The sequence below is a fragment of the Actinoplanes sp. NPDC026619 genome (genome assembly GCF_040638295.1).
Lineage (GTDB): Bacteria > Actinomycetota > Actinomycetes > Mycobacteriales > Micromonosporaceae > Actinoplanes.
Genome location: NZ_JBEZYA010000016.1, coordinates 176932 through 203265 on the forward strand (window position 1 = coordinate 176932; position 26334 = coordinate 203265).

Here is a 26334-nt window from a genome sequence, read left to right on the forward strand (position 1 = left end):
CTGTCGAGCCGGTTTCAGCAGCGGACCGCCGGCATCCCGCTCGTGCCGCCCTCGGTGCGTCGCACGGCGAGGATCTGGTCGACGCCCATCCGGCCCTCCTCGAAGGTCAGCCCGCCGCCGGCCAGGTAGAGCCGCCAAACCCGGGCGGTCGGCTCACCGACCAGGGCGCCCCGCGACATCTGCTGGACGAGCAGCCGGCCCTCGGGCGCGAGCAGCCGGTGCAGAGTGGCCGCGAAGACCGGATAGTTGCCGGCGCCGGGCGTGCCGCCAGACCTGCCGGAGCCCGGCCGCGATGTCACCCTCGACGTCGATCTCCCCACTGATGTACGCCTGGGCCAGCCCAAGTTCGTTCGGGCTCCACAGCAGCCGGCGCAGCGCGACCCGGTCCCGGATCACGAGAACGGGTCCGCCCTCCGGGCCGCTCTCACTCCCGTCCCAGGCCCGGATCCGGACCGGCAGCGCCCGGCGATCCCGGCCGCGATCCCGGACAGCTCAGTGGCGATCATCCGGCGCTCGATGACGGCAGTTGATCTCATCGTCCGCGCTCCCCAAGGTCATGTGATCTTCGGGAGTGATTCGGAGCCGTCCGCCGGCCGGATCGGTGGCGATGTGCTGGCAATCCGGGCCGGGCTCGGCTACGAATCTTGATGGTGACGTCTTCGCAAGCCACGATCTCCGAGTTCGGCCGGCGCCGGAGCGCCCGTGCGGTGGTCCTGGTGCTGCACGGCGGCCAGGTGACCAGCACCGCCCGGGCCCGGCGCGGCCTCGCCTGGGCGCGGATGCTCCCGTTCGCCCGCGGTGTCGCCCGGGCCACCCGAGGCGACGCCGTGGCGGTCTGGCTGTTGCGCTACCGGGTGCGTGGATGGAACGGGCCGGCCGAGGACCCGCTGCCGGACGTCCGCTGGGCCCTGGACGAGGCCCGCCGCCGGCATCCCGGCGCGGCGATCGTGCTGGTCGGGCACTCGCTGGGCGGCCGCGCGGCGTTGCGCTTCGCCGCCGAGCCGGGGGTGGCCGGGATCTGCGCGCTGGCGCCGTGGCTGGAGCGCGACGACCCGCTCGTGCACGGGCGGGCGCCGGTGCTGATTGCGCACGGCGACCGCGACCGGGTGACCGACCCGGCGGCCTCGGCGGCCTACGCCGCCCGGATCGGGGCGACGTTCGTCCCGGTGGCCGGCGACATGCACGCCATGCTGCGCCGGCCGCTGTTCTGGCAGCGCCTGGTGACCGGCTTCGCCCGGCAATGCATCGGTCCGGACCCGGGCGGGCGGCGCGACCGGGACGGAACGGATATCGTGCCGAGCCGTGAGTAGATTCGCGCGCATCGTTCTGTGGGTCATCGTGATCGTGATCGTGCTGGCGGGGGCCGGCTGGGGCGGTGTTTCCCTTTACCGGCACCAGGTGTACGGCACGGTCTACAGCGAGTCGGAGCTGAGCGTCACCGTCGACAAGGGTGGCCGGTTCTCGCTGGCGGTGCCCGACCGCGGCGGCTCGGTGGGCGACGCGTGGACCGCGCAGGCCGACGCCGGCGGCCTGCTCAGCGCGCAGGGGCGGCGCACCCGGCCCGACGCGCTGGTCGAGCGGGTGCGCGACCCGCTGCTCGGCGGCGGCCAGGGCACGACGTTCTTCACCTACGAGGCGCCGAAGGCCGGCGCCACCTCGGTCGCGTTGTCCTACTGCTTCCAGAGCTGCGACAACCCGGCGACGCAGGACCAGCGGCGCACCGTGACCTGGCAGGTCACCGTCCGCTGAGCTGACGCGCCTCGATCAGCGCGGCGACCCCGTCGAGCCAGCGGGCGAGCCGCTCGCTGTCGGCCTCGAGCTGAAGCCAGGGCTGCACGAGCGCGGTCTGCTCGGGGGTGGGCAGCGGCTCGGGCAGCTGCGCCGCGTAGGCGACGCCGCCGCGGCGCACGATCTCGGCGAGGAAGGTGAGCGACCGCGGGTCGACGCCGCGCTGGTCGGCCTGCAGGGCGGCCGGCACCAGCGCGTCGGCGAACTGGCCCGCGGCCAGCAGCGCGGCCACGTCGTCGCGGACGGCTTCGAGGTCGGTACGGATACGCATCACTTCGCTCCCTGGGGCAGTCGCACCGAAACCGGCTCGCCGGGCAGGCCATTTTCGCCGTTGCTGATGTCGCCGCTGGTGAAGGCGTCCTCGCTGACCCAGTAGGTGTAACCCCACGGGTTGTAGATCTGCAGCTGGTCGCCCTGGTGCCCGACGATCATCATCTGGTGGCCGCCCGCGTCGCCGGTGGTGGAGATCGGCACCGGGTAGCCCTCGTCGACCGCCTGCTCGATCTGCGGCAGCTTGTCGTAGCGGCCGTCCGAGCCCTTCATGTCGACATTCTCGTACGTCGAGCCGGTGTGCGGGGCGATCTGTTCGTTGGCGATCGAGGCCGACTCGTCGTTGGTCATGCCGTCGGAGCCGATGACCGGCAACTTCTGCAGGAAGCCACGCCCGTCGTCGTAGACCTGGGACTGCTGGTCACGCAGCCGGTCGGCGAAGGCCTGGGGGTTGTCGAAGGCCGGGTCGCCCGGATGCCCGCCGGTGGTCAGCTGCAGCGCGTAGAGCGGGTCGACCGCGGCCCGCGCGGCCACCGTCGACGAGGCCACGCAGGTCGGGTACTGGCCCTGGGTCCACTGCGCCCCGTCGAACGTGTTCCACACCTTGCCGTCCATGCCGGGATGCGCGTCGGCGTCCATCGTGAACGGGGTCAGGTGCTCGGCCAGCCACTGCGGGTCGTTGCCGTGCGCGGCGATCAGGCCGTTGAACGTGGACACGTCGTCGATCGAGTAACCGGCCGCCAGCATCTTCATCAGGTAGGCGCGCTGCTCCGGCGACTGTGACGAGCCCAGCAGCTCCATCATCTTCTGCCGGTCGGCGTCGTTCATCGCGTTCATCGCCGCGGCCGCCCGGTCCTCCTGGGAGAGGGTGAGGATGCCGTTGCCCTGGAAGAGCAGGTTGTTGCCGGCCTCGGCCAGGACGATCTCGTCGAGCGCGCTCATCGGCGAACCCTTCAGGCGCCGCCCGCGGGCCTGGCCGGCCGCATCGCGCAGCGTCGAGGAGAGGTCGCGCCCGGTGTCGCGCACGTCCTCGTGCGTGGTGACCCGCGCGTCGGCGGCCTGGGCGCCGCGGAAGTGCAGCATCTCCATCTTCTCGCCGTCGTAGTCCGACAGGTCGGGCAGGAACCCCAGCGCGGTCATCTTCGAGGCCTGGTCGGCGACGTCGATCAGCTCGTCGACGGCGTGGTTGTCGGCGGGGGTCTGCTGCTCCAGCGTCAAGGCGTACTGCCGGACGCGGTCGGGCAGGTTGCGCATCGCGTCGACGAGGCTGTCGATGTCGGCCATCAGGGCATCCGCCGCCTGCTGCGCGGCGACGTGGGCGTCGCCGACCCAGCTGTCGCCGATGCCGCCGCTGCTGTAGCGGACGGCGCGCATGCTCTCCCACGCCTTGCCGGCGATCTCGTGCGTCTTGGCGATGTTCGCGGCGATGTCGTAGACGGTGCCCGAGTCGCCGCCGAAACCGGGGATCGACGCCGCCGCCGCGCAGCCGTTGGCCAGCTCGTCGGTGCCCCACACGCCGGTCGCGTCGCGGATGTTGCCCTGCTCGTGCTTGAGCTTGCCGATGTTCTCCTCGTTCACTTCACACCGCCGACCCGCTGCGCCGACTCGACCCGCACCGACGACTGCTGATCGGCGCGGTCATAGTCGGCGGCGGTCTGCTCGAGCGCGTCGGCCAGCTGCCGGCACGCCTCCTCGATCATGCGGAACTCTTCCTCCATCGCGGTCGCGTACTCGCGGTAGGCGGCGGCGGTCGTATAGGTGTCGAAGGCGGCCTCGACCCCGTACGACTTCTCGGGCACCTCGAGCTGCGCCGCGGCCTTGCGCAGCTGCTCGGCGGTCTCCTCGCGCAGCTTGCGGGCGGCGACCCGCAGATGGTCAGAACTGACTTGCACCGTCATCGATGTCCCCCGAGTCGACGTAGTGACAGGCATCGTAGCGTCGCCCTACCGGCCCACGGGGCCCGCCATCGGCGTACACAATCCGGGGGAAAGCGATCGGCCCGGCCCGCGTAGGTCGCGGGCCGGGCCGATGCCGAACGCTCAGCGGGTGATCTTGAAGGTCTTCCAGGCGCCGTCGGCGGCCGCGTTCGTGGCGTCGGCGATGAACGACGCACGCATCCGGTAGGGCCGCTTCTTGACGATCGGGCCGATCGGGGTGCCGGTGGCCCGGCTGTTGCCGTCGAGCTTGACGGTGCGCGTGCCGACCGTGCGCCACGCGCCGTGGACCAGGGCCTGCTCGGTGAAGCGCACCTTCGCGCCGGGCCGGTACGGCTGGACGACCACCTCGAGCCGCCCGTGACCGGTCATCCGCTCCTGGACCTGCGCGGACGTGCGGACCTTGATCGTCATCGAGGCCGGCGCGTAGGTGGCGTTGCCGGCGAACGACGCGGTCAGGGTGGTGTTCTGCACCAGGTCGTAGGTCAGGTGCGCGACGCCGCTCTGGTCGGTCTCGGTGCAGATGGACTGGCCGAGGTTGCTGGCCAGGCACACCGTGCCGGAGGTGTGGCCGACCCAGATCGTCACCTTCGCGGTGGCGCCGTAGGCGTAGTGCGGCCGGTCGGTCTCCACCCACACCCCGCTGTTCCGGCGGTCGACCGTGACGGTGGCGTTCGCCCGGGCCGGGCCCCACGTGCCGTCGCCGGCGAAGGACACCGCGTAGACGTTGTCGCCGCCGGTCGGCTGATCGGTGACGGTGAACGCGCCGCCGGCGCCGGTGGTGACCGCCGCGAGGTCGTGCGTGCCGGTGACGTCGGTGCGGGTGACCGCGAGCTGCTTGCCGGCGCCGCCGCCGAACGTGCCGGTCAGCGTGACCGGCTTGCCGGGCGCAGCGGTCGCCGGGCCGGTCAGCGTCAGCGCCGGGGTCTGTGCCTCACTGGTGAAGACGTGCAGCTTGTAGGCGTGCGAGAGATGAGAGACGGCGTACGCGGTGGCGCCGTCGGCGCTCAGCGCCACGCCCCGGTAGTCGATCGTCTCGCCGGCCGCCAGCGGGTAGTTGCGCAACGCGGAGCCGTCGGCCGCGTCGACCCAGACGGTCGGCGCGTAGTTCGTGGTGGTGGCCACAGCCACGGTCGAGCCGTCGGCGCTGCCCGCGATCCCGACCGGCGGCTGGCTGTTCGAGCCGAACGTGCCGGTCACGCTCAGGTCGACCGGGGAGAGCGCGACGCCTGCGTTCGGCGACTGGCAGGCGGCGAGGATGCGGCCCGCGTCGAACGCCAGGGTGCCGGGCGAGGTGCACGGCGCGGCCGAGGTGAGCAGGGCCGGCGTGGCGCCGCTGACGTCGTAGAGGCCGATGCCGTCGTTGGTCGCGGTGACCAGCTTGCCGCCGGCGGCCGAGACCGGCCGGGCGCCTGCCGTCGCCGCACTGAATTTGCCTCCCCCGTGGCCGGGCCCGCGCCCGGCGGCCTCCGATGCTCATCCGCTGTGATCACCGCGTCTATGGGCCGTCCGGGTGGTCGGCGGGGGCCGTCAGTCGGAGTCGAGACCGTGGCAGGCGGGCGGGGTCGACCTGTGGCCGGCCCATGTATATCTTGTGCGGCGACTGTGAATCGTGACTTGGAGTTGCCACCCCATGGTGTCCACCACCATCGAAGCCCGGGAAGCCCCGGCCGCCCCACCGGCCGGCGCCGGGGGAGCGCACCTCGGCTTCCGGCCGGACATCGAGGGCCTGCGCGCCATCGCTGTGACGCTCGTCGTGCTCAGCCACGCCGGCCTCAGCACGTTCGCCGGCGGGTACGTCGGGGTGGACGTCTTCTTCGTCATCTCCGGCTTCCTCATCACCACGCTGCTGGTGAAGGAGTTGTCCCGGAACGGGACGATCTCGCTGCCCGGCTTCTACGCCCGCCGGGCGATCCGCCTGCTGCCGGTCTCCACCGTCGTCGTGGTCGCCACGATCGCCGCTGCCTGGCTGTTCGTGCCGGTCACCCGGTTCAAGTCGATCACGCTGGACGCGCTGTTCAGCACGTTCTACGGGATCAACTGGCGGCTGGCGTTCGAGGGGACCGACTACCTCAACGCCACCGCCGCGCCCTCGCCGCTGCAGCATCTGTGGTCGCTCGCCGTCGAGGAGCAGTTCTACCTGGTCTGGCCGTTGCTGCTGCTCGCCGTCTGGGCCGGGCGCCGGGCCCGCCGCCGGGCCGCGATCGCGCTGAGCGTCGTCGTCGCGGCGTCGCTGCTGGTCAGCGTGCAGCAGACGGCGAATGCCGCGCCGTGGGCCTATTTCGGCTCGCACACCCGGGCGTGGGAGCTCGGCATCGGCGCGCTGGTCGCGGTGGCGGCCGGCCGGCTGCGCCGTACTCCGCAGGCTCTTGCCGCCGTGCTCACCTGGGGTGGCCTCGCCGCCGTCCTGGTCGCCGCCGTGCGCTTCGACGAGTCGACCGCCTTCCCCGGATACGTCGCCCTGCTCCCGGTGCTCGGCACCGCCGCGGTGATCGCCGGCGGCGTCTCCGCCGAGGGCTGGGGCGCCGGCCGGCTGATCGGCACCGCGCCGTTCCGGTTCGTCGGCAAGCTGTCCTACGGCTGGTACCTGTGGCACTGGCCGGTCCTGATGATCTGGCCGGCGGTGCTCCTGCGCGACCCGAGCATCAAGGCGAACCTGGTGTTCGCGGCGGGCGCGCTCGGCCTCGCGTTCCTCACGTACCACCTGGTCGAGAACCCGGTCCGGATGCGGCCGTGGCTGCGCGCGCGGGCCCGCCGCGGCCTGGCGCTCGGCCTGATCCTCTCGGCCTCGACGGCCGCGCTCGCGCTGATCGCCGGCCAGTTCACCCCGCCGATCCCGACCGGCCCGGCCACCGTCGACACCGCGGCGGAGATCCAGGCGGCGGCCGACCCGCAGGCTCGCCTCACCGAGCTGATCAGCGCCTCGTCGCACGGCTCCCGGCTGCCGGCCAACCTCACCCCGGCTCTCACCGACGCCCGCAAGATCAACCCGCGGACGTACGCCGACGGCTGCACGCTCAGCTACTGGGTCGACAAGACCGACAACCCTTGTGTGTACGGCGATCCGACCGGAACCCGCACCATGTTCCTGATCGGCGACTCGCACGCCGCCGCCTGGTTCCCGGCGATCGACGAGGTCGCGCGCAACCACGGCTGGAAGCTGGTCGCGCTCACCAAGGTGGCCTGCCAGGTGCCGTCGGTGCTGACCTTCAACACCGTCCTGAACAAGCCGGACACCGGCTGCGTCCAGTTCCGCGAGCAGGTCCTCGCCCGGATCGCCGCGGCGAAGCCGGACATGGTCGTGATGTCGTCCAACGACACCGACAACGGCGGCATGTACGACGCGCACAACCAGCTCGTCGAGCGGGCCGGCCAGCAGGACAACCAGGCCTGGATCGACGCCTGGCAGAAGACCTGGACCCGCCTGAAGCCGGTGCCCCGCCGGGTGCTGATCCAGGACATCCCGTACCCCCTGGGCGTCGCGCCGGAATGCGCGGCGACGAACGCGCGGCAGCTCCAGAAGTGCCGCCGCCCGCTGGACCGCGCGGTGATGGAGCCCCGGCGGCGCGCGATGATCGCCGACGGCGCGGTCAGGAACGGCATCCGGGTGGTCGACCCGACGCCGTGGTTCTGCGCGGACAACAGGTGCCCGATCGTGGTCGGCAACACCCTGGTCTACAAGGACAACCACCACCTGACGCCGGCCTACTCGCTGGCGCTGGTCCCGCTGCTGGACCGGGCGCTGTTCGCCTCCTGACGCCTCGCGTCCCGTTTTCCGTTCCGTTGCGACCCGGATCACCACCGATCGGGACCACAACGCTCACGTGGCGGCGCCACCGGCCGAATAAAGCACTCGACCGGATCCCCTCATTCGCGAGGTGTCTTACCCATGATCGTCGCGGCCCCCGCCACCACCGAGCTGCCCGCCCTCGGCACGTCGATGTTCCTCGTCCTCGGCGAGGGAGTGAACTTCCGGTCCCGCCTGGAGTCGATCGACGGCGACACGTTCACGGTCGCCGCCCCGCTCGAGACGGCCAACCCCGCGGTGCTCGTGCCCGGCCACCAGTTCGACGTCTTCTGGGCCCCGCCGCGTACCCGCATCGTGCTCCCCACCCGTCTGGTCGCCATCTCCGACGAGGCCCCGTTCCGCTGGACCCTGGCCCCGACCGAGGCCCCGCGCCAGAGCAACCGCCGCGAGTTCGTCCGAGGCGGCGGCGGCGCCGCCGTCCGCATGACAACCGAGGACGACCGCCGGCTCGACGGCGCGCTGCTGGACATCAGCGAGGGCGGCCTGCGCTGCTGGATCGACGAGCCGGTGAAGCTGACCCCCGGCGACCACCTGCGCGCCACCGTCCAGCTGGGCGACTCGGGCGAGGCCGAGATGAGCGGCACCATCCTGACCGTCCGCGAGGCCCCGCACGGCGACCCGGGCCAGCACATCGTGCTCACCTTCAACACCGAGGAGAGCCTGGCCCAGATGATCCGCCTCTACGTGATGACCTGGGAGATCAACGAACGCCGCATGAGCCAGGACGCCGCCTGACGGAGTCGTCGTCCGGCGTGTGCTACGCCTCCGGGATCAGCTCGATCTCCGGCATTCCGTCGGGACTGCTGTCGAACGGATGCACCTGAGCACCCGCCGGAATGCCGACCCGGCCCAGCCAGATGCCGTGATGGCACCGGTCGCACCACACGGTGACCGACCCCGTACGGCTGCCGGGGTAGCCGTAGTAGGTGAGGTGGATGCGACCGTCGTCCGCCTCGGGGCAGGGCACGTCGGCCGGCTGGGGAAAGGTCTCGAGCACCTTGAGGAAGGCCTGATACCACGACTCCCAGCGACGTTCCGCCTCCGTCATCTCCGGCATCGCGCTATCATTCCCCCTCGAGCAGGTGCCTGTGTTCCTGCCACCAGCGTTCCTCATAGGCGTACGCCCTCGCCTCGTAGGCCTTGCGGGCCTCCTCGGTCCAGGGGAACGGCAGGCCGTTACGGAGTTCGTCGAGGTGGAACCGCTCGTGCGCCAGCGTACGGGCCAGCTGCTCCTCGTCCATGAAGGCATCCCGAGCCAGCTTGATCTCGCCGTCCGGCATCGTCACGCCGTAGAACTCCTTGCCCGGCCCGCCGCCGCGCCGGAGTTTGTCGATGGTGAGGTTCACGCCCTCCATGTCGATCCCGTATCTCTTTGCCAGCGCCAGCACATTGTCGCGGCCCATCAGGATCTTCTTGCCGTTGCGGGCGATGCCGTCGCCCTCGCGGAAGAGACCCTTCTCCAGCCCGCGCGACCCGCGCAGTTTGGCGATCAGGTCCTGGATGATCTCGCTGAGCTTGCGCATCGCCGAGCCGAGGTTGCGCAGGCTGGAGATCAGGTCCTTCAACCAGTGGGCGATCTTGGCGGCCCACGAGGCGCACAACGTGGACACCTGCTCGACCACCAACGGCGTCGCCGTGCCCAGCGAGGCGATCAGCTCTCCCGCGTACACGATCAGTCGCGAGACAACCGTCGCGACCGCGTCCCGCACCATCAGTCGCACGGTGGCGATCAACAAACCGGCGCCCTCGGTGATCAACGCCATCGTGTCGGATGCCTTCGCCAGTGCCTGCAGCGATTGGTCGCGCTGTTCGGCCCATGCCCGGTACGCATCGGACGCCGCGCCCTGCCACTCGGTCAGGTCGAACCGCACCGCCCGGACCAACTCGTCCGACTCGACCTGGACCTTCTCGGCCACGTTGCGCCACGTCTGCGCGTGGCCGGCGATCGCGCCCGGGTCGCCGGCCAGCCAGTCCAGAGCTTCGGACAGCGGTTTCACGTGTTCGATGAGCCACGCGATGCCGTACTGCAAGAGCGCGCCGACCGGATCGGACACCAGAGCCAGCGCGTCGAGGCCGGCGCCGACTGCCCCAAGCGTGCCTTCCACCCAGCTCTTGTTCTGCACACCCTGGGCGATGAGTTCGATGTCCTCGGCCAGCCAGACCCCGGCCCAGGCCGATTTCGGCTGCGCGACGGGCCCGGCGACCAGCGGGTTGTCGGTCATGAGGTGTTCCTGAACGAATCCGCGCTGAATGTGTCGGAGGCGTCGTACTCGCCGGCCGTGGTGCGCAGCTTGGCACCGGTGTCGCGCAGCGCTTCGGCACACTCCTCCAGACCATCCACCAGGATGTCGTGCAGGAGGTTCAGCATCGGCGGGACCATCACGCAGAGCTGCCCGTACGCCCCGTTGTCGGCGCGCACCGCACGACCCGCCCCGGCCGCGGTCGCTATCTGGTCGCCGATCGCCTCGACGTGGCCGGCGTGCGTGACCAGGTCGGCTTGCCTCACGCTCAGCCGATCAGACATAGCGACACCTCCCGCCTAACGCACGCTAGCGATGCTCGTCAATGTCGCGGACGGATCGAGAGCCCGCCTGACCTAGGGTGCTTGCGTGGAGAGCGCGAGCGTACGTCTGTTCAAAGTGAAGCGTCCCAGTGGAGTCTTCACGTTCGATCTCCGATTGCTCGCCGAGGACCGGGACGGAACGTGGCTGTGGGGGCCGGTGGGATCGCCGTGGCATGCCCCGCATGACAGCGGCAGCCTGCCGGTTCCCGTGGTGATCTGGCTCGCGGCGGGCCGGCCGTGGGCGGCCTGGTGGGTCGGCGATCCGGCCGACCGGCGGCTGGAGATCGACATCTGCCTTCCGCCGGAGCCGGTCGAGGGCGGCTGGCGCTACGTCGATCTGGAGCTGGACCCGGTGCTGCACGTGGATGACGGCCGGGTCGAGATCGAGGACTGGGACGAGTGGGAGGAATCGCGCCGCGACGGCTGGATGAGCGCGGCCGACGCCGAGCTTGCCCGGGTCACGGCCGAACGTTGTGCGGAGGTGCTCCGGCGTCGCGACGAGCCCTGGCTGGAGCGCGGCTGGCAGCTGCTGCGCGCCGCCTACTGGGATACGGCCGGCGCGACGAAGACCTTCACCCACCCGCTCGATCCCGCCTGGCTGGCCGGCGTCGACCGGAGCGCGCGCATCCTCGACTACGGCTGCGGTTACGGCCGGCTGATGGCGCAGCTCAGCGATCTGGGCTTCACCGACATCGTGGGCGTCGACGTCTCACCGGCGCTGATCGCACGCGGCCGCCAGGCCCGGCCCGACCTCGACTTCGCCGTCCTCGAGTCACCGCCCGTCTTGAACCGGCCGGCGGCGAGCTTCGACGTCATCCTCCTGTTCGCCGTGCTGACCTGCGTCCCCGACGACGACGCCCAGCGCGCGCTCGTCGCCGAACTCCACCGCCTGCTGGCCCCCGGCGGCCTGGTCTACGTCAGCGACCTCGTTCTGCAGCCGGACAAGCGTTACTCCGAGGCCGGCGTCTTCACCACGACCGACGGCGCGGTCTGCCGGCATCACGAGCCGGGATATCTGCGCAGCCTCTTCGCGGACTTCGAACTGGCCGGCGAACGCCACATCGAGGTGGAGACGATGAACGGAAACCGGGCGGCCGGCCTGCAGATGCTGGTGCGACGCCGCTGAATCAGAGCCATCCCCGGGTCATGGCGCTGATGCGGTCGGTCACCGATCCGGGGTCGACGAGCTGGTGCAGATGGCCACCAGGACACCGGCTGACGTGCCAACCCCGGTCCCGCGCCTCCCGCGCCATCGCCTCGTACGGCCCACCGAACAGCAGGTATCCGCACGACCGGTCGTCCCATCCCGCAGGCACCGGAATGCGCTGTTCGTAGTAACTCAACGGCACCCGGGGCTGCTCGGCCGAGACCGCCGCTCTCGTCAGTGAATCGGGAAACAACGAGGCCACCTCGGCCTCGTCCCACCAGGACGTCCATTCCGGCAAACGACCTTCAATGACTTGTGTACGCAAGTGAGCGAACCGCTCGGGCGAAGCAGCCGGCGTCGAACCGTCACGGGCGGGCAGGCTGGCATCGACGAACAGACACCCGGCGACCGTACGCCCGGCCGCGTCCACGATGACCGGAACCAGCAGACCGGCATTGCTGTGCGCCACCACCACGACGGATCGATCCGTCGGCAGGCGCCGGATGGCATCCCCGACCCGGTCGGCAACACGTGGCCAGAACGGCGGATCGTCGGCGCCGGTCACGTCGACCAGTGACGGAACCACGGTCGTCACGCCGAGGCCGGTCAGCCTGGCAGCCACCGGCGCCCAGCTCAGCGGCCCCAGCAACAGGCTGTGCACCAGCACGAACGCAGGGCCCGCCGTCATCGGCCGCGTTCGATGGTCCACCGGAACGCCGAAGCCGCTTGCGTCGCTCCCGCACGCAGGTAGAAGCGGTGTGCCGCGGTCCGGGCCACGCCGGACTCCAGGAAGACGTAGTCAGCGCCGTGGTCGTGCGCCCAGGCCCGGGCGGCGGCCAGCAGACTCGCGCCGACACCCCGGGAACGCCACTCGGGATGCACGGCAAGATCTTCGATCGAAGCCCGGCGACCGAAGCGTACTGAGAGGATGTCCAGATAAACGCTGGCCACCCCGACCAGTTGGTCATGATCCGAGCGGGCTTCGAACAGCGCGGCGTTCCCGCCGGCGAGCACCCGCGCGGTCCGTTCGGCGGCGCGCCCGCGATCCCAGTCCGGCGGCCGACTGCCCGGCGGTTCGAAGAGCCACTCCAGCCCGGTGACGAACGCCGCCTCGGCACCCGGCTGGAACTGGCGAACGTGGATGCTCACCGTCGCATTCTCCCTCAAAGCTCCGGACCCGATCTTCTAGCGGGTCCAGTTGATCAGCCCAGCTTGCTGAAACCCTGAGCTAACGACGGCTGGAGTGCAGCGCGGGGCGGCGGCCGATGCGTCGTTCTGGTGAGGAGCACTGACGGGAGCGGGCGTGTCGTTCGAGGATTTCGTGGCGGGGTACGGCCGGTCGCTGGTGCGCCTGGCGTTGGTCCTGAGCGGCGACCGGCAGGTCGCGGAGGACCTGGCCCAGACCGTCCTGGCCGACGTTTACCGGCACTGGAGGCGGGTGCGCGCAGCGGCAAACCCCGAGGCTTATGTACGCCGCATGCTGGTGAACGCCCACCTGAGCTGGCGTCGCCGCCGCTGGACGACGGAGCGGCCCGCCGACCTGCGCCAGGAGTCCGGCGCCACGGTGGCCGACCCGGCCGACGCGGTCGCCGCCCGGGACCAGATGCGGGTGATGTTGAGCAGCCTCGCCCCGCGCGCCCGCACCGTGCTGGTCCTGCGGTACTACGCCGACCTGGAGGACGCCGCGATCGCCGCGGCCATGGGGGTCAGCGAGAGCTCGGTGCGGGCCACCGCCTCGCGTGCCCTGGCGAGCCTGCGCGGGCCCGCGGCCGTCGACGCAGAGAGGGAGACCCGATGAACCAGTCGACCGAGCGAGAGCTGCGCGAGCTGTTCGCCGCCGACGCCGCCGAAGCCCCCGACGAGCTGGTCATGGCCGCCGCGGCGGTGCGCCGTGTCCACCGCAGGCGCCGCACCCTGACGGTGGCGGTGGCCACGACCACGCTGCTCATCGCGGCGGGCGTGTACGGCGTCCACCGGCCGGCCGCGACCCCGCAGGCACAGCCACCGGCAACCTCCTCGTCCGCACCGGTCTCGTCGGCACCGGTCTCGTCCGCACCGGTCTCGTCGGCACCGGTCTCGTCGGCACCGGTCTCGTCGGCACCGGTCTCGTCGGCACCGGTCTCGTCGGCACCGGTCTCGTCGGCACCGGTCTCGTCGACGCCGGCGGCCGATCTGCCGGCCGGGGTCAAGCCGGGCGATCCGCTCGCCTTCGGCGCGGCGCAGTGCGTCAAGGAGTATTCACCGGAGACGCTCGCCGAGAACGCCTTCGCCTTCGACGGCACCGTGACCCGCATCGGCCCGGCACGAACCGAGCGCAGCCCGCGTCCCGACCCCCTGGACCTGCGATCGGTCACCTTCCAGGTGCACACCTGGTTCAAGGGCGGCGCCGCGGGCACCGCCGTGGTGGACATGGATTCGCCCGCCGCGGGGGGCACGACGGGCGAGGAGGGTGTTCCTGCCTATCAGATCGGCACCCGGTTGCTCGTGTCCGGCATGCCCCGCTGGGGTGGCGCGCCGCTCACCGACGCGATCGCGTGGGGCTGCGGTTTTACCCGGTACTACAGCCCCTCGACGGCGGCCACATGGGCCACCGCGACGAATTGAACGCCCTGCGGGAGAAGGCGCGGGGCGCAGATAACCGATGCCGCTAATCGGGCGGCACCTGATCATCCTCGACTCAGAGGTCGTGTTAGGAGCTTTAGGCGGTCAGGGTCGATTTCGGGCGCAGGACGCAGAACTCGTTGCCCTCCGGGTCGGCGAGCACGGTCCAGGTCTCGGTGCCGGTCTGACCGATGTCGACGCGTCGCCCGCCGAGCGCGAGGATCCGGTCGATCTCGGCCTGCCGGTCGTCGGCGCCGGGGTTGAGGTCGAGGTGCAGCCGGTTCTTGACGACCTTACGATCGGTCACCGGCATGAAGCAGATCCCCACCGGCGCGTTCTCGTCGGGCCCGATGACGACTTCGCGCTCCCGCTCGGACAGGACTCGCCACTGCAGAACCCCGGCCCAGAACCGAGCCAATGCCGGCAGATCGTGCGCGTCGATGACGATGTGATGCAAGGACACGGTCATTCCCGCAGTCTGCTACCACGCGAGCCGACGCGGGCGGTCGTACGACACCGGCGCACAGGTAGGCGAAGCCGGCGAGAGCGCCGCCGGTCGGGGAATAGCCGGTCTCAGCCGATTCGCGTTGCCACTGTTCACGGCTTGCTCGCCCGAAGCCAGGACTGGGTGCCGCGGGTCGTGAAAGTGCCGGTCTCAGCCGTTTCGCGTTGCCGCCGTTCAGGGGCTGTCCGCTCGAAGGCGGCGCTGGGCGGCGAGCCGGCCGGTGAGGGCCGCGACGGCGATGGCGGTCGCCAGCAGCGCGGCGCTGCCGGCGACGTCGAGCACGTAGTGGTTGCCGGTGGTGAGCACGACGGCCGTCATGACGAGCGGGAATCCCCCTGCCAGTAACGCCAGGCGGGGATGTGTGGCGCGCAGCGCGGCCCACACCGCGTAGGCGCACCAGGCCGACCAGGCCACGTGCATGCTCGGCATGGCCGTGAAGTTCTGCCCGGCGCCGATGTCCCGCGAGGCGGTGCTGCCGAAGAGGTCGTGCTCGGCGATGACGTCGACGATGCCGGGCAGAGCGAACCGCGGCGGCGACATCGGCCACGCCCACCAGACCGGCAGGACCAGTAACGCCAGCCCGAGCAGGGTTCGGCGGACCTGCCGGTAGACCTCGGGATGCCGGACGTACACCCAGATCAGCACGCCGAACAGCACCGCGTAGTAGAGGCGGTAGCAGTACACCGCCGGTGGGATCAGCACCGGATGCTCGACGAGCCACCGGTTCGCGGCCAGCTCGACGTTCAGGTGCAGGGTCCGCTCCACCGACTGCAGGTGCCGCGCGTTGCCGGTAGCGGCGGATCGGTTCGTGCCGACGACCGCGTGCAGGCGCGAGAAGAGCAGGAATCCGAGCGCCAGCATGGCCACTTCGGCAAATATGGCGGGCCGCCGTCGGCTCATCGCGACACCGTAGCGCGCATGCGGTGGGTCTCTCACGCGTCACGTCGCAGAAAGGTGGCGATCGCTGCCGATGCCGTCAGGGCGATCCAGGCGACCAGGACGACGGTGCCGAGCGTCGGGTCGGCGTCCGGACGGTACAGCAGACTCCCGGCCCGATCGGGGAGCCATCGGGCGTGCTCGGTGTAGCCGGACAGCAGCGGCGAGACGATCAGCACGAGAGCCAGCATGATCACCAGCGGTGGGACCAGCGATCGGAGAACGGTGGCCAGCCCGAGCGAGAGCAACCCGATGAGAATGAGGTAGACCGCGGCACCGGCGATCGGCCGCACCGCTACTGCCCGGACCGGGATGGTGAGCGACGCGGCCGCGAGCCCGGCGCCGAGCGTGGCGACGTTGATGATAGTGGCCGCGACCAGGTAGGCGACTGACTTGCCAGCCAGGAGCCGGAGCCGGTCCGGTGTCGCGGCCAGCGTGGTGGCGATCTGGCGGCCGGCGTACTCGCTGGCGACGATGAGGACGCCGAGGAGAATGGGACCGATTTGGAGGAACGGGACCGCCCGGATCACGGCGTCCGTGGCGGTCGACGTGGGCGCAGCGCTCGGGGCGGATGACGCGAGAGCGGCTGTCAGGACCACGCCGATGACGACTGTGCCGAGCGCGGTGGCGACTGCGGCGGGAAGGCTGCGGAGTTTGATCAGCTCGGCGGCGGCTGTGCGGGTGAGGATCGCGGTCATGCGTCACGCCGGATGAAGACGACGGCGGAGAACGCGAGGAACCCGAGCGCCCAGGCGGCCATGACGAGTGCGCCGGTGAGTGGGTCCAATGCCTCCTCGAACATGCCCAGCTGGTCGTCGGCGATCAGGCGCATGCCGGCGAGGTCGGGCAGGTAGTAGGCCAGCGAGGTCACGTGCGTCAGCAGGACCGAAGCGGAGACCAGCGAGCTGTTCACGATGCCGACGATCAGCGGGATGATGCCGCTGCGGGTCAGGACCGTGATCGCCAGGGCGACGAGGCCGGTCAGCGTCCAGTAGAGGGCCGCGCCCGCGGCGCGGGCGACCGTGCTTCCGAGGGCGTCGGCGGCGAACGGAGTGCCGATGACGAGGTGCGCCACGGTGAGGCAGGCCGGGATGGTGATCGCGGCCGTGACGAGAATGTGGACGGTGAGGGCGGCAACCTTCGCGGCGATCACGGTGAGCCGGTGCGGTGTCGCCGCCAGGGTCGTGGTGATCTGCCGGCTGCCTCCGGCGTCCGGGCTGTTCGCGGTGTATTCGCTGCTGATCACGATGACGCCGAGGATGACCGCGCCGACGGTGATGAGGGGGACGGCGGAGAACACCGCCTCGGCCGGCGAGGTGTAGGCGACGCGGTCCGGTTGCCCGGCCCGGAGCGCGCCGCGGACGCTGAGCGCGTTGATGATCGTGATGCCGAGCGTGCCGAGCACCGCGACCGCGGCTGCGCCGAAGCTCCCCGGCAGGGTGGCGGTCTTACGCAGCTCGGCGGCGACCGTGCGCCGGAGGGTCATCGCCGCTGCTCCGCCCCGGCCGCGCCGGTGAGGGCGAAGAAGGCCTCCTCGAGACTGGCGTGCCCGGCGATCACCTGGTCGAGCGGGCCGGTGGCCACGATGCGCCCGCCGGCGATGATCACGAGGTCGTCGGTGATCTCCGCGACCTCGGTCATCAGGTGACTGGACAGCAGGACGGTGCCGCCCGCGTCGGCGTGCCCGCGCAACAGGCCACGTATCCATCGGATGCCTTCGGGGTCGAGACCGTTGACCGGCTCGTCCAGCACCAGCGCCGCCGGCTCGCCCAGCAGCGCGGCGGCGAGACCGAGTCGCTGCCCCATGCCGAGCGAGAAGCGGCCGACCCGGGTGCGCCCGGCGCCGGCGAGGCCCACCTGGTCGAGCACCTCGTTGACCCGGCGCCGGGGGATGCCGCCCGCCCGGGCGATCCAGGCGAGGTGGTTGCGGGCGGTGCGGGAGCGGTGTGCGCCGGAGCCCTCCACCATGGACCCGACCGTGCGCAGCGGATCGCGCAGCTCCCGGTATGGCCGGCCGTCGACGAGCGCCGTGCCCGACGTCGGCCGGTCCATCCCCAGCAGGATGCGCAGCGTCGAGGACTTGCCCGCCCCGTTAGGCCCGAGGAACCCGGTCACGCGACCGGGCAGCGCCTGAAACGTCACGTCGGTGAGCACGGTGCGAGAACCGTGCCGCTTGCTGAGGCCGCTGATCGAGAACATGCCGCTATGCCACCAGGCGGCCGCGGAAAGGTCATCGGTCCCGGGTCCCTCCGACCCAGGGCGGATCCCGCACCGACGCGCGAAACCTAAACTCGGGCCATGGAAACCGACCGGCCGGCCTGGCGATCACGAGCGTGGCTCGTCGCTGTTGCCGTGCTGGTCGTTCTGGCGTTCGTGCTCACCACGGCCGGGTTCGCCAGTCCGGTCTCGGCGTGGGCGACACTCGTGGCCGCCGCCGGGTTCACCGTCGCGATGATCGGCTGGGCGCTCATCCGCACCAACGCGCAGCGCCGCCATTATGAGGATGAGCTCGCGGCCTGGGCGGCGGAGCGGGCAACGCAGGGCGAGCGGCTGCGCATCGCCCGCGAGCTGCACGACCTCGCCTCGCACGGCCTCGGCCTGATCACCGTCCGCGCCGGCGCCGCCCGCAGCGTGACCGGGCCGTCGGGCGAGGCCGAGCGGGCCGACGCGCTGGCCGACATCGAGCGCATCAGCCGGCAAGCCACCACCGAGCTGCGGCGCATGCTCGCCGTCCTGCGCACCCCCGGCCCCGCGCCGTTGCGGCCCGGCGACACGCTGGCGGATCTTCCCGTGATCGTCAGCACCGCGATCGACGCCGGGATGACCGCCGCGCTCGGCATCGGCGAGTTGGGCGACGTGTCGCCCGGCGTGCAACTCACCGCCTGCGCTGTGGTGCGCGAAGCCCTCAACAACACCCTGCGGCACGCCGGCCCCGCCCACGCGCGCGTCGAGGTCCACCGCGACCAGGACACCATCGTGGTGACCGTGCAGGACGACGGCCCCCACCCCGGCTGGCAGCCACAACCCGGCGCCGGCCACGGCTTGCGCGGCGTGCGCGAGCGCGTGACGACCCTAGCCGGCACCCTGGAGGCCGGCGCCAAAGCAGACGGCTGGCTGCTGACCGCCCGCATCCCCGACCGAGCAAAGACATGACCCCCGACAACGCGCCTCCCGCGGCTGACAACGCGCCGGTCGTGATCCGGGTGCTCATCGTGGATGACCTGCCGCTCCTGCGGCATAGCCTGGCCATCCTGGTGAAGGGGGCGGCCGATCTCGCCGCGGTCGGCGAGGCTGCCACCGGGGGCGAGGCGGTGGAGCTCGCCCGTGCGCTGGTGCCGGACGTGATTCTGATGGACATCCGCATGCCCGGCGGGGACGGGATCGACGCGACGCGCACCATCACCGCCGACCCCGCGCTGGGCGGCTGCCGGGTTCTGGTGCTGAGCATGTTCGAGCTGGACGAATACGTTTATGGCGCGCTGCGTGCGGGCGCCTCCGGCTTCCTTCTCAAGGATGCCCGCCCCGATCAGCTTCTCGACGCGATCCGGCGGACGCATGCCGGTGAATCCCTGTTCGCGCCGGTGATCCTGACGCGGCTCGTCGAGCACTACGTGAAGCGCCCCGCCGTCGCACCCACCCGCGGGCCGGAGGTCCTCACCGAGCGGGAGACCGAGGTGCTCACGCTCGTCGGGCGAGGTATGTCGAACGAGGAGATCGCCACCGCGCTGCTCATCTCGATTCGGACCGTCAAGACGTATATCGGCAATCTCCTGGCCAAGTTGCATGCCCGTGATCGGGTCCAGCTGGTGATCGCGGCATACGAGTACGGGCTGGCCCAGACATGAGCACAGTAATTGGTGTGCCCCATCGGGATGGGGGCCGTAGGCTCCTTTTCAGAGGCCTAGCCCGGGCATACTTCGACAACTTTCTTCAGGTGAACTCGCCCGGGCACTTTCCTCGTTTCGGCGCCGCTCAGCGGCGCCGATCCCATTTGTCGAGCGGGGGGTGCATGTGGACACGCTGGAGCGCATCGGATTCGATCGGCTGGGGCTGGTGATGGCGCCGGGGAGTTATGCCACTCCCGCCGTGTCCGCGCCGCTGATCGCCGAGTTCGCGCATGTCGGTGTGCGGTTCGTCAACCCGGGGGAGATCACCGACGGGCTGGCGGGGCCGCACCGTGACCTGATCGCGCACGTGCGGGCCAAGCGGGGCGAGACGGGGACGTATGCGCCGCTGTTCCGCGATTTTCCGAACAAGCTGCCGCGGTTCGACGACGCCCTGTTCCGGTTCGTCATCGCGCGCGTGCGGATGGTCGGCTGCGCGCACACCCCGGAGGCCTGGCAGGAGGCGCTCGACTTCAGCCGGATCGGCTGGTGGCCGGCGTCGTCGATCCCGCAGGACGCGGCGCGGGCGGAGGCCGACCGGCGTGCGCAGGAGATGCTGCCGGGCGACAGCCGGGTCGAGTGGATCACCGTGCGGCTGGTCGATCGCGACGGGCTGGAGCTGCGGCTGCGGGAGTGGCTGCGGGACTGCTTCGCGAGCGCCGCGTCGCTGCGTGAGGACGTGCAGAGTGACCTCGGTGTGCTGGTGGAGCGTCTCGGTGTGGACGGCATCGAGATCGCCGAGGTTCGTTTCCGGGAGAACCGCACGCTGCTGTTCGAGCTGATCTGGGCGCTGGACCGGCAGCGCCTGCCGTTCACCGGGGCCACCCCCGACGACCTGCTGCGCCTGTTCGCCAAGCTGACCGGCGGCGACATCAGCCTCGCCGCGCCGGTCGGCTATCCGCGGCTGTCGCGTGCCGACCGGCGCATCGTGGTCGACACCCTCGAGGTGAGCGACCGCCTCGGCGACGTCTTCCGTCGTCGTGGGCTGTGGCTGGCGATCGACCGCGGCCTGCACTCCGGTGAGTTCCGCGCGCCCGCGGTGCACAAGACGTTCGCGCGGCTGCGTAACAGCCGCCACGACCGGGCCTCGTTCCCGTCGCGGTTCGAGCGGCTGCTCGCCGACGGCAAGACCGCTGGTGCCGCGCGGGTGGCGGCGGCCGAGGCGCCCGGGGTGCTGGCGCGGAGCCTGCGCCGGCTTGCTGCGCTGGCCACCGGGCCGACGGAGCGGGCCGCGCTGGTCGGCGCGCTCACCGGCACGGCGGAGCGGATCCCGCTGCGGGTGCTGCTCGCCGCCGGGGCGCAGATCGCCGACAACGGTCACACGTACCCTCGCGTGGTTTTCGGGAAGGACGGCTCGTCGCTGCCGATCGTGCGCCGGCCCGGCCACCTCGCCGTGCCGGCGGATTTCCGCGCGGAGCTGCTCGGCGCGATCGACGCGGCGGTGGACGAGAAGATCAAGACCAAGGGGGAGTGGTACGGCGAGACCGTGCACGTCGAGCCCGGCCTGGACCGGATGCTGCTGCCCGACCAGCTCCGGGCCACCGCTCAGGGCCTGGTGCAGGTGGAGCGGGGCAGCCGGCTGCCGCTCGGCGAGGCCGAGGTGGTGCGCCTGTTCGTGCATTGGCGCCAGGACGGGGAGCGGAGTGACCTCGACCTGTCGTGCCTGGCGCTGGACGCGTCGTTCCGGGTGGTCAGCCAGGTGTCCTGGACCAATCTCGCCAACGGCGTGATGACCCACTCCGGTGACCTCACGTCCGCGCCGGACGGCGCCGAGGAGTTCCTCGACATCGACATGGCGCGGGTGGCGACGATCGGGCGCAAGCGGAAGTGGCGCTATCTGGTGCCGGCGGTGTTCCGCTTCGCCGGGCCGACGTTTGACGAGCTGCCCGAGGCGACCGTGGGCTGGATGCTGCGGGACGCCGCGACCAGCGCGAACCGGGTGTTCGACCCGGCCGCGGTGGCGAACGCGTTCGCCCTGACCGGCCGCAAGCGGTATGCCGTGCCGATGCTGCTCGACCTGGAGACCCACGAGATCCTGTACGTGGACGTCTACCTGCACGGGGCGCCGGGGGCGCGGGCCGAGCGGGCCGGCCACGACATCGCAACCCTGGTGTCGGCGGTGGTGGGCCGCCGCAACACCAAGGTCAGCATCGCGGAGCTGGCGAACCGGCACGCCCGGGTCCGCGGCGCGGCGCTGGTCGACGACCCGGCGAAGGCCACCATCACGTTCGGGACGAGCGCGGACTGCACGTACGACGTGCTGCGCCCGGAGAAGCTCCTCGCGGAGTTGCTCTGAAAGGCGGAGTTGCTCTAGAAAGCGAGAAAGCAGAGGAAACCGGACGCCGATCGTCCGGAACCCCTCCTAGCCTGACAGCTATGGCTATCGCGAGATTCCCCAGCTTCGTCCTCGACTGTCCGGACCCGGCGGCGCTGGCCAACTTCTACGGCGCGCTGCTGGGCTGGAAGGCCGACATCTCCGCCGACTGGGCCGACATCCGCCCGGACGACCGGAGCAACTGCATCTCCTTCCAGCAGGTGGCGGATTACACCCCGCCGGACTGGCCGACCCAGGCGCCGCCCCAGCAGGTGCACCTCGACGTGATCGTCGACGACCTCGACGCCGGCGAGGCCGCGGTGCTGGAGCTCGGCGCCACCAAGCACGAGCACCAGCCGGGCACCACGTTCCGCGTCTTCCTCGACCCGGCCGGCCACCCGTTCTGTCTGTGCGCGGCCTGAACAGCGACCTGAAGCGAAACCGGGCCGGGACATCATTGTCCCGGCCCGGCCGCGTGGGTGGTTACGGGGCGGCGACCACGCCGCCGAACTTCACGACGAGCTTGCCGGTCGAGTCGAACGACCAGGTCAGCGCGCCGGTGTAGGCCGAGCAGCGGGAGCCGTTGGTGCCGGTCCAGAACTGGTTCGTGCTGTCCACGGTGCCGACGGTCTTGTCGTTGGAGCCGCTCGACGACGTACGGCATGAGGTGTTGCTGGTGAATTTGGACGTGCCGGCGTCGAAGCTGAAGTTGCGCTCCGCGTTGTCGACGGCCACGTTGTTGGCGATGGTCATCGAGCCGGGGTTGCTGTTGTAGGTGAAGCCGTGGTGCCCGTTGTTTACCGCGATGCTGCGGCGCACCACGTGGTTGACCGCGATGTCGTCGCCGCCCAGCTTGAAGCCGTTGCGGTCGCCGGCGCCGGCCTGCGAGCCGTCGGTCAGCGTGCCGTTGTTGTAGGACAGTGAGTCCTCGATGGTGACCACGCCGATCGCGCCGGTGTCGGTCTTGGTGTAGAGGTCCCAGCCGTCGTCGATGTTGTTGTGCGACACGTCGTACCGGAAGACGTTGCCGCTGCCCACCGTGAGTTTCGCGGCGAAGCCGTCGGCGTCCTCACCGTCGGAGTCGGCGTTGTCGTGCGATTCGGCCGACAGCACCAGGTTGTTGGCCGGCCACTGGCTGTTCGGGGTGTCCGAGGCGATCCGGGACAGCTGCAGGCCGGTGTCGCGGTTGAAACGGGTGACCGTGCGCTCGATGACGTTGTTGCTGCCGCCGACGAAGATGCCGTTGTCGCCGGCCCGCTCGACCACCAGGCCGTACAGATGCCAGTAGTTGCCGTTGAGCGCGAGCCCACGATTCGTCGAGTCCTCGGTCTGGGCCGAGAAATTCAAGACCGGAGTTTCGCCGGGGTACGCCGAAAGAGTCTTGAGAGCGCTGGACGTCCCGTTGTTCCCGGCCGCAATGGTCTGGGTGGCCGAATACGAATAGGTGCCGCCGCGCATGTAGATCGTCCCGCCGGCCGCGATCCGGGTGACCGCGGAAGCGAGCGTGGTGGGCGCCGCCTGGGTGCCGGCCGCCGAGTCGGTGCCGCCCGGCGCGACATAGAGGGAGCCGGTGGTCGGCGAGGTTGTCGGCGAGACGGTGGGCGACACGGTGGGCGACACGGTGGGCGAAGCCGTGGGTGACGACGTCGGCGACGTGGGTGACGTGGTCGGCGTCGAGCCACCCCCGTCATCGACCACGATGTCGTCGAAACGCCCGGCCGCGTGCTCGGTCAGCAGGCCGATACGCCCGGAGCTGATCGTGCTGTCGGTGGCGCTCCCGACGCTCGTGCCGTTGACCGTGCCGCTGATCGTCGTGCCGCTGACCGACAGCTTCAGCGTGTAGAACGTGCTGGTCGAGATCGTCTGGCTCAGGCTGCCGAGAACCGTGACGGCGCTGCCGTTCATGGTCTCCAGCTGCACCTTGTTGGCCGCGGTGAGCGACAGCCGGTACATCTTGGTGGCGCCGGCGGCCCGGGCGGTCACCGACACGACGCCGGCGGTGGTCGCGAACGACGTCGCCTTCACGCGGGCCTGCACCGAGTAGTTCGTCCAGCTGGTCGTGCCGGCGAAGTCTCGGGCGCGCTCGGAGCTCGTGTCGGACTGCTGGAGGACCTGCGAGCCGTCGGTCACGATCGACCAGGTGCCGCCCGATTTCGACCAGCCGCTGGTGCTGCCGTTCTCGAAGTCGGCGCTGAAGACGGTGGCGGCCTCGGCGTTCGTGACGGTGACGAACAGGCCCGCCGTGATCAGCGTGACCAGACCGCCGACACCGGCCAGCCGGCGGATCCGGCGGGCGCGTGGGTGTGGTGCCATGCGCTATTTCTCCTTGTCGCAATTGGATACCGCCGGAGAGGTCGCGCATGGGGCCTTTGCAAAAGATGGCCCTCTATTTGCATTCGCATTTTCGCAGCTTGCAGCGCGTCCTCGGGAGGGGTGGGGACCGGCGGTTCCGGGGGACGGTTATTCCGAATTGGAATCTCCCACCGTCGATATCCGGGAGTCAATAAATCTGATTTGCAGGTTTGTTGCATTTCTTTTCGACGGATCGGCCGCCGGCGGCGAGCAGCGCGAGCGCGGCCAGGGCCAGCAGGCCGCCGGCCAGGGCGAGCGGGCGCGGGCCGTACGGCGGCAGCAGCGCCCCGCCGATCAGTGAGCCGGCCGCGATGCCGATGTTGAACGACGTGCTCAGCGCGGCCGAGGCGAGGTCGGTGCTGCCCGGGGCGACCTGCAGCATCCGGTTCTGCAGCGAGGTGGCGAACGCGGCGTACGCGAGCCCGGTCCCGCCCAGCAGCACCACCGTGACCGGCTTCAGCTCGCCGAGGGCGTAGAGCCCGAGCAGCGAGAGCACGCCGATGGCCAGCGGCACGACCATCGAGGCGACCGGCCGGGCGTCGAGGGTGCGGGCGACCGCGATGGTGCCGAGCGTGCCGGCCGCCCCCGACACGAACAGCAACGGCGCCAGGGCGCCGCCGCCGAAACCGGAGACGTCGAGCAGGAACGGGGTGACGTACGTCGTCAAGGTCAGGAACCCGGCGATGCCGACCGCGGTCACCACCACGACGTTCCGGAAGGTGCGCCGGTCCGGCGCGGTGCCGCGGGCGGCCGCGCCGTCGGCCGGCGAATAGGACGGGATCAGCGCGGCCACCACCGCCGCGACCACCATCCCGGACGCCGCCATCAGCGCGAACGCGGTGCGCCACCCGGTCTGCTGGCCGAGCCAGGTGCAGAGCGGCACGCCGAGCACCGGCGCCAGCGCCGGCCCGACACCGAAGAGGGCGATCATCCGGCCGCGTTTCTCGACCGGGAAGAGCCCGCTGACGACGGGCGCGGCCACCGACCAGAAGAGCGCCTGGGTGAGCGCGGTGATCAGCCGGGCGCCGGCCAGGACGGGGTACGTCGTGGCCAGCGCGCCGACCCCGTTCGCGGCCGCGAACAGCAGCATCGTCACGGTGAGCAGTTGCCGCCGCGGCACCCGCTGGGTGAGCAGGGTCAGCGGCACCGAGGCGAGGACGACGACGATCGCGTAGCCGCTGACCAGCCACCCCACCTGGGAGCGTGACCGGTTCAGATCAGGGGCGATCACGGTGAGCAGCCCGATCGGCAGCAGCTCGGTGGTGACGAACGCGAACGCCGCCAGCGACAACACGACAAGGGCGGCCCAGGCCCGGCGCATCGTCATGCCGCCATCATGCGGGATATTCGGTGGCCGCCGCTGACGTCGGTCGCGCAGACTCCGCGCATGCGCACACGGGAGGCGGTCGAGGCCGCGCGCTGGCTCGCAGCTCACGGCGTCGAGTGGCAGGCGCCGGGACGGTGGCGCGACGGTGGCCGGGAGATCAGCGACAACGATCTCGCCCAGGAGTGGTCGCGAGACCTGCTGGTCGACGGTGGCCTGCGGCTCGGGTTCGGGCTGCTCGACCTGCTCGACGAATACTGGGTGACCCTGGAGATCGGCTGGTTCGCCGAGGAGCGGGACGAACCGGCGATCTATTCGGCTTTATGGTCGGGCTACCGGCGGCGGCTCGAGGGTTTCTCGCGGTGCGAGGCGGTGCTCTATTCGCTGTGGGTCGACTGGTTCGAAAATCGCGACACCGTCGACGCGGCATTCGGGGCGGTGCTTTCCGACGACGTACACCATCTGCGGTCTCGGCGCCGCCTGCGTGAGCTGGCCGCCGGGCCGGTGCACCGCCGGGCCGCCCGGGTCCTGGCCAACTCCGGGCCGGTGCGCTGGTCGATCAAGCACGACGTCTACGAGGCGGCCGTCGCCGCCGTCCCGGAGCTGCACCACGCCGTCTTCCGCGGCCTGCTGATGAGTTACCACGACCTCTACGGCGACATCTCGCCGACGGCCGCGCTGGCCCTGCTCGACGGCCTGCACCTGGCGCCGGACACCGAGCACCTGGCGGCGTTGCGCGCGGTGCTGCGGACCGGCGCGCACAACCACTACCGCAATCCGGAGCTGTGGGAGCAGATGATCGCCTAGGTATACCTAGGGCCGCCCTGACCAGCGAAGATAGGTAACAGCTCCCGATGTGACAGCTCCCTGACCGGCCGACGATAGACACATCGACGGACGACAGGGAG

The 26334-nt window shown here is 70.9% G+C and carries 31 protein-coding genes; 14 read left to right on the forward strand and 17 right to left on the reverse strand.

Translation table 11 applies throughout. From position 1 onward, the window contains the following. Positions 1-14 precede the first annotated feature (14 nt). Positions 15-299, reverse strand: a complete 285-nt coding sequence (locus tag AB0E90_RS31195) for a hypothetical protein (RefSeq protein WP_360413785.1) — start codon at positions 297-299, stop codon at positions 15-17. Positions 300-495: 196 nt separating this feature from the next. On the opposite strand from AB0E90_RS31195, the gene AB0E90_RS31200 reads away from it, so the two are divergent. Genes AB0E90_RS31200 through AB0E90_RS31210 form a run of 3 tightly spaced genes read left to right on the forward strand, consistent with a single transcriptional unit; the run spans position 496 to position 1749 of the window. Beyond that, complete coding sequence (locus AB0E90_RS31200; protein ID WP_360413788.1) at positions 496-648, forward strand: hypothetical protein; 153 nt, start codon at positions 496-498, stop codon at positions 646-648. Beyond that, on the forward strand, positions 648-1310 hold the full coding sequence (locus AB0E90_RS31205) for a hypothetical protein (RefSeq protein ID WP_360413791.1): 663 nt from the start codon (positions 648-650) through the stop codon (positions 1308-1310). Before AB0E90_RS31200 ends, AB0E90_RS31205 begins: the two co-directional genes overlap by 1 nt. After that, positions 1303-1749, forward strand: a complete 447-nt coding sequence (locus AB0E90_RS31210; RefSeq protein ID WP_360413794.1) for a protease inhibitor I42 family protein — start codon at positions 1303-1305, stop codon at positions 1747-1749. The genes AB0E90_RS31205 and AB0E90_RS31210 overlap by 8 nt, the downstream gene beginning before the upstream one ends. Here AB0E90_RS31210 and AB0E90_RS31215 read toward each other — a convergent pair. The 4 genes from AB0E90_RS31215 to AB0E90_RS31230 form a co-directional block, all read right to left on the reverse strand. Beyond that, a complete protein-coding gene (locus AB0E90_RS31215; RefSeq protein WP_360413797.1) occupies positions 1736-2059 on the reverse strand; it encodes a hypothetical protein in 324 nt (107 codons plus the stop codon). The two genes, AB0E90_RS31210 and AB0E90_RS31215, sit on opposite strands and share 14 nt — an antisense overlap. Further along, complete coding sequence (locus AB0E90_RS31220; RefSeq protein WP_360413800.1) at positions 2059-3636, reverse strand: hypothetical protein; 1578 nt, start codon at positions 3634-3636, stop codon at positions 2059-2061. The genes AB0E90_RS31215 and AB0E90_RS31220 overlap by 1 nt, the downstream gene beginning before the upstream one ends. Beyond that, entirely contained in the window at positions 3633-3956 is a 324-nt protein-coding gene (locus tag AB0E90_RS31225) for a type VII secretion target (protein ID WP_360413803.1), read from the reverse strand. The genes AB0E90_RS31220 and AB0E90_RS31225 overlap by 4 nt, the downstream gene beginning before the upstream one ends. Before the next feature lie 141 nt (positions 3957-4097). Continuing rightward, positions 4098-5123: a hypothetical protein gene (locus AB0E90_RS31230; RefSeq protein WP_360413806.1), complete on the reverse strand. Its 1026-nt coding sequence runs from the start codon at positions 5121-5123 to the stop codon at positions 4098-4100. On the opposite strand from AB0E90_RS31230, the gene AB0E90_RS31235 reads away from it, so the two are divergent. The 3 genes from AB0E90_RS31235 to AB0E90_RS31245 all read left to right on the forward strand — a co-directional run bounded on the left by AB0E90_RS31235 (position 5110) and on the right by AB0E90_RS31245 (position 8535). Next, the gene (locus tag AB0E90_RS31235; RefSeq protein ID WP_360413809.1) at positions 5110-5340 is read left to right on the forward strand and encodes a hypothetical protein; all 231 of its coding nucleotides are present in this window, start codon (positions 5110-5112) and stop codon (positions 5338-5340) included. The genes AB0E90_RS31230 and AB0E90_RS31235 overlap by 14 nt on opposite strands. Before the next feature lie 285 nt (positions 5341-5625). Next, positions 5626-7749 (forward strand): acyltransferase family protein, encoded by a 2124-nt coding sequence (locus AB0E90_RS31240; RefSeq protein WP_360413812.1) that lies wholly within the window; start codon positions 5626-5628, stop codon positions 7747-7749. 132 nt (positions 7750-7881) lie between these two features. Continuing rightward, positions 7882-8535 (forward strand): PilZ domain-containing protein, encoded by a 654-nt coding sequence (locus AB0E90_RS31245; RefSeq protein ID WP_360413815.1) that lies wholly within the window; start codon positions 7882-7884, stop codon positions 8533-8535. A 22-nt stretch (positions 8536-8557) separates the two neighbouring features. Here the strand turns inward: AB0E90_RS31245 and AB0E90_RS31250 are convergent, their stop codons facing one another. Genes AB0E90_RS31250 through AB0E90_RS31260 form a run of 3 tightly spaced genes read right to left on the reverse strand, consistent with a single transcriptional unit; the run spans position 8558 to position 10324 of the window. Continuing rightward, positions 8558-8857: a hypothetical protein gene (locus tag AB0E90_RS31250; protein WP_360413818.1), complete on the reverse strand. Its 300-nt coding sequence runs from the start codon at positions 8855-8857 to the stop codon at positions 8558-8560. Positions 8858-8864: 7 nt separating this feature from the next. Further along, entirely contained in the window at positions 8865-10022 is a 1158-nt protein-coding gene (locus AB0E90_RS31255; RefSeq protein WP_360413821.1) for a hypothetical protein, read from the reverse strand. Next, on the reverse strand, positions 10019-10324 hold the full coding sequence (locus AB0E90_RS31260; protein ID WP_360413824.1) for a type VII secretion target: 306 nt from the start codon (positions 10322-10324) through the stop codon (positions 10019-10021). Before AB0E90_RS31260 ends, AB0E90_RS31255 begins: the two co-directional genes overlap by 4 nt. A gap of 115 nt (positions 10325-10439) precedes the next feature. On the opposite strand from AB0E90_RS31260, the gene AB0E90_RS31265 reads away from it, so the two are divergent. Then, on the forward strand, positions 10440-11489 hold the full coding sequence (locus AB0E90_RS31265) for a methyltransferase domain-containing protein (RefSeq protein WP_360413827.1): 1050 nt from the start codon (positions 10440-10442) through the stop codon (positions 11487-11489). A 1-nt stretch (position 11490) separates the two neighbouring features. On the opposite strand, the gene AB0E90_RS31270 is transcribed toward AB0E90_RS31265, so the two are convergent. Continuing rightward, positions 11491-12198: an alpha/beta hydrolase gene (locus AB0E90_RS31270; RefSeq protein ID WP_360413830.1), complete on the reverse strand. Its 708-nt coding sequence runs from the start codon at positions 12196-12198 to the stop codon at positions 11491-11493. After that, the gene (locus tag AB0E90_RS31275) at positions 12195-12659 is read right to left on the reverse strand and encodes a GNAT family N-acetyltransferase (protein WP_360413833.1); all 465 of its coding nucleotides are present in this window, start codon (positions 12657-12659) and stop codon (positions 12195-12197) included. Before AB0E90_RS31275 ends, AB0E90_RS31270 begins: the two co-directional genes overlap by 4 nt. A 154-nt stretch (positions 12660-12813) precedes the next feature. Here AB0E90_RS31275 and AB0E90_RS31280 point away from each other — a divergent pair, with 154 nt between their 5' ends. Then, positions 12814-13308: a sigma-70 family RNA polymerase sigma factor gene (locus AB0E90_RS31280; protein ID WP_360413836.1), complete on the forward strand. Its 495-nt coding sequence runs from the start codon at positions 12814-12816 to the stop codon at positions 13306-13308. Then, the gene (locus AB0E90_RS31285; protein ID WP_360413839.1) at positions 13305-14114 is read left to right on the forward strand and encodes a hypothetical protein; all 810 of its coding nucleotides are present in this window, start codon (positions 13305-13307) and stop codon (positions 14112-14114) included. Before AB0E90_RS31280 ends, AB0E90_RS31285 begins: the two co-directional genes overlap by 4 nt. A gap of 94 nt (positions 14115-14208) precedes the next feature. On the opposite strand, the gene AB0E90_RS31290 is transcribed toward AB0E90_RS31285, so the two are convergent. The 5 genes from AB0E90_RS31290 to AB0E90_RS31310 all read right to left on the reverse strand — a co-directional run bounded on the left by AB0E90_RS31290 (position 14209) and on the right by AB0E90_RS31310 (position 17751). Beyond that, entirely contained in the window at positions 14209-14580 is a 372-nt protein-coding gene (locus AB0E90_RS31290) for a VOC family protein (RefSeq protein WP_360413842.1), read from the reverse strand. 210 nt (positions 14581-14790) lie between these two features. Continuing rightward, positions 14791-15516, reverse strand: coding sequence for a phosphatase PAP2 family protein (locus AB0E90_RS31295; RefSeq protein WP_360413845.1), 726 nt, complete (start codon positions 15514-15516; stop codon positions 14791-14793). Positions 15517-15548: 32 nt separating this feature from the next. Further along, a complete protein-coding gene (locus AB0E90_RS31300; protein WP_360413848.1) occupies positions 15549-16250 on the reverse strand; it encodes a hypothetical protein in 702 nt (233 codons plus the stop codon). Then, positions 16247-17038: an ABC transporter permease gene (locus AB0E90_RS31305; protein ID WP_360413851.1), complete on the reverse strand. Its 792-nt coding sequence runs from the start codon at positions 17036-17038 to the stop codon at positions 16247-16249. The genes AB0E90_RS31300 and AB0E90_RS31305 overlap by 4 nt, the downstream gene beginning before the upstream one ends. Continuing rightward, a complete protein-coding gene (locus tag AB0E90_RS31310) occupies positions 17035-17751 on the reverse strand; it encodes an ATP-binding cassette domain-containing protein (protein ID WP_360413855.1) in 717 nt (238 codons plus the stop codon). Before AB0E90_RS31310 ends, AB0E90_RS31305 begins: the two co-directional genes overlap by 4 nt. A 99-nt stretch (positions 17752-17850) precedes the next feature. Between AB0E90_RS31310 and AB0E90_RS31315 the strand changes: the two genes are divergently transcribed. From AB0E90_RS31315 to AB0E90_RS31330, 4 genes are all read left to right on the forward strand, one after another. Beyond that, positions 17851-18705 carry a histidine kinase gene (locus AB0E90_RS31315; protein ID WP_360413858.1) on the forward strand — a complete coding sequence of 285 codons (855 nt, stop codon included), beginning with the start codon at positions 17851-17853 and terminating at the stop codon, positions 18703-18705. Continuing rightward, entirely contained in the window at positions 18702-19397 is a 696-nt protein-coding gene (locus AB0E90_RS31320) for a response regulator transcription factor (RefSeq protein WP_360413861.1), read from the forward strand. The genes AB0E90_RS31315 and AB0E90_RS31320 overlap by 4 nt, the downstream gene beginning before the upstream one ends. A 166-nt stretch (positions 19398-19563) precedes the next feature. Continuing rightward, positions 19564-21732, forward strand: coding sequence for a TerD family protein (locus AB0E90_RS31325; RefSeq protein ID WP_360413864.1), 2169 nt, complete (start codon positions 19564-19566; stop codon positions 21730-21732). An 80-nt stretch (positions 21733-21812) separates the two neighbouring features. Further along, complete coding sequence (locus AB0E90_RS31330) at positions 21813-22172, forward strand: VOC family protein (RefSeq protein ID WP_360413867.1); 360 nt, start codon at positions 21813-21815, stop codon at positions 22170-22172. A gap of 61 nt (positions 22173-22233) precedes the next feature. On the opposite strand, the gene AB0E90_RS31335 is transcribed toward AB0E90_RS31330, so the two are convergent. Both AB0E90_RS31335 and AB0E90_RS31340 read right to left on the reverse strand, forming a co-directional pair. Next, positions 22234-24063, reverse strand: a complete 1830-nt coding sequence (locus AB0E90_RS31335; RefSeq protein WP_360413870.1) for a cellulose-binding protein — start codon at positions 24061-24063, stop codon at positions 22234-22236. A gap of 187 nt (positions 24064-24250) precedes the next feature. Further along, positions 24251-25429 carry an MFS transporter gene (locus AB0E90_RS31340; protein WP_360413873.1) on the reverse strand — a complete coding sequence of 393 codons (1179 nt, stop codon included), beginning with the start codon at positions 25427-25429 and terminating at the stop codon, positions 24251-24253. A 60-nt stretch (positions 25430-25489) separates the two neighbouring features. Between AB0E90_RS31340 and AB0E90_RS31345 the strand changes: the two genes are divergently transcribed. Beyond that, the gene (locus AB0E90_RS31345; RefSeq protein WP_360413876.1) at positions 25490-26233 is read left to right on the forward strand and encodes a hypothetical protein; all 744 of its coding nucleotides are present in this window, start codon (positions 25490-25492) and stop codon (positions 26231-26233) included. The last annotated feature ends 101 nt before the right edge of the window (positions 26234-26334 follow it).